3 protein-coding genes are annotated in these 2,077 nt (G+C 58.4%); 1 reads left to right on the top strand and 2 read right to left on the bottom strand.

The features are described from left to right. The coding region (locus tag AKV04_RS00015) for a helix-turn-helix domain-containing protein (RefSeq protein WP_156317267.1) at positions 1-465 on the bottom strand (465 nt) is incomplete at its 3' end. A 148-nt stretch (positions 466-613) separates the two neighbouring features. Here AKV04_RS00015 and AKV04_RS00010 point away from each other — a divergent pair. After that, positions 614-1,540: a restriction endonuclease gene (locus AKV04_RS00010; RefSeq protein ID WP_054004451.1), complete on the top strand. Its 927-nt coding sequence runs from the start codon at positions 614-616 to the stop codon at positions 1,538-1,540. Here the strand turns inward: AKV04_RS00010 and istB are convergent. Further along, positions 1,515-2,077, bottom strand: a 563-nt coding sequence (istB, locus tag AKV04_RS00005) for an IS21-like element helper ATPase IstB (protein WP_054004450.1), incomplete at its 5' end; no start/stop codon positions are given. The genes AKV04_RS00010 and istB overlap by 26 nt on opposite strands.

Genomic DNA, 2,077 nt, shown 5'->3' with positions numbered 1-2,077 from the left:
TCGCCGCAGTCCGCGGGAAGGTTTGTGCTGTCGTAAGGCCGCGATCATCTCGGCCTTCAACCCACCCCTCGGCTGCGCGTAAATCGCGGCGTAGATCGTCTCATGGCTGATCAGGCGGGTTGGATCGTCGGGGTGCATGGACTTGAGCCTGCACGCAATCTGCTCGGGAGACCAGCGCCGGTGGACCAGCTTGCCCCGCACAAAGTCATGAAGCCACCCACCCTTGACCAGCTTCTGCCGCCGTCCGCACCGCTTGCGCAGCACCCGGTATCGGTCCGCGCCAAGCTGCGGGCAATACGGCCGGGCGGGGTCTCCCTCCGGACGGCCACGCCCCAGTTCCCGCCCGACGGTCGAGGCGCTGCGCCCCAGCAACGCCCCGATCGCCCCAAGGCTTGCCCCGCGCCGATGCTCCGCCAAAATCACGCCACGTTCCTCGCCGTTGAGGTGCTTGTATCGTCTGTCCATCGCAACATCCTATGCCCTGCGGGCGCTGGGTGTTGCACTCGAAACTTGAGCCTAAGTAGTCCTGAAGGCTTTGCAACCTGCAGATTTTACTGGTCGCGCGCCGAGATTTTCATCGCTAAGTTGATCAAAAATATTCCCAGGGGTGCATATGACTGCCATCGATCTAATCCTTCAGTCCTACCGCCATGCTGCAGTCTCCGAACGCGAAAAAGGCACCTACTTTGAACGCCTCGGGCTGGCCTTCTTCCTGAACGACCCAGTTCAGGCTGAGGAATACGAGACCGTCTGGACCTGGTCAGACTGGGCCAAGGCCAATGGCCGCGATGGCAAGGATGTCGGCATCGATCTAGTCGCGAAGTTGCGCAACGAGGATGGCTTCGCTGCAATTCAGGCCAAGTTCTACGCTGCCGACACGCGAATCCAGAAAGCCAATATCGACAGTTTCATCTCCGCCTCGGGCAAAGAGCCGTTTCGCAGGCGTGTTGTCCTAGACACGACTGAAAATGAATGGGGAACAAACGCCGAGGAAATGATCAGGGACCAGGTGATCCCGGTCGTGCGCATTGGTCTGACAGACCTTCGCGAAAGCCGGATCGACTGGACAATTTTTGAGGCGCGCGGCGAAATCGTCCTTAGCGCCAAGAAGACCCTGCTGGACCATCAGAAGGATGCGCTGGCAGACGTCAGCAAGGGCCTCGCTGTGGCCGACCGCGGCAAGATGATCATGGCCTGCGGCACGGGCAAGACCTTCACGTCGCTGAAAATCGCCGAAGCTATCGCAGGCAAGGGCAAGCGCGTTCTGTTCATGGTGCCGTCGTTGGCACTGATGTCGCAGACCGTGCGTGAATGGACAAACGACACAGAAACGCCAATTCGCGCCTTCGCTGTCTGCTCAGACGCCCATGTTGGCAAGCGTCGCAAAAGCACGGACGACATCGCGGAAATCGAGATCCATGATCTGGCGTTTCCCGCGACGACTGATCCAGTCAAGGTGGCCGAAAAGGCGGGTGAGTGTCAATCAGCGTCGAATATTGAACAGGTAACAGCGTTCAATATTGATCAGTTTGGTCGCTGATTTTCTTGCGCTGTTTGAAGCGCCAGGAGTCGTTTCCGGTTTCGAGAATGTCGCAGTGGTGAGTTATGCGATCGAGGAGCGCAGTGGTCATCTTTGGGTCACCGAAGACCGTGACCCATTCGGCGAAGCTGAGATTGGTTGTGACGATGAGGGATGTCTTTTCGTAGAGTTGGCTGATGAGATGGAACAGCAGGGCGCCGCCAGAGGCCGGGAATGGCAGATAGCCCAACTCATCAAGAATGACCGCGTCGATCTGGGTGAGTTGCTTGGCCAGATTTCCGGCTTTGCCCTGAGCTTTTTCCCGTTCCAGAAGATTGACCAGATCGACGGCGTTGTAAAAGCGTATGCGCTTGCCGTGATGGATGGCGGCGACACCGAGTGCGATGGCAAGATGGGTTTTGCCGGTGCCTGTTCCCCCAACCAGGCTCAGGTTGTGTGCCGTTTCCAGATAGTGACCCTTGGCCAACTCCTGAATGCGGGCACCGTCCAAGGGGGTTTCGCTCCAATCAAAACCGGTCAGATCACGATGGATGGGGA

The sequence above is a fragment of the Cypionkella psychrotolerans genome, assembly GCF_001294535.1.
GTDB lineage: Bacteria > Pseudomonadota > Alphaproteobacteria > Rhodobacterales > Rhodobacteraceae > Cypionkella > Cypionkella psychrotolerans.
This window is presented reverse-complemented; position numbering and strand designations above follow the sequence as displayed.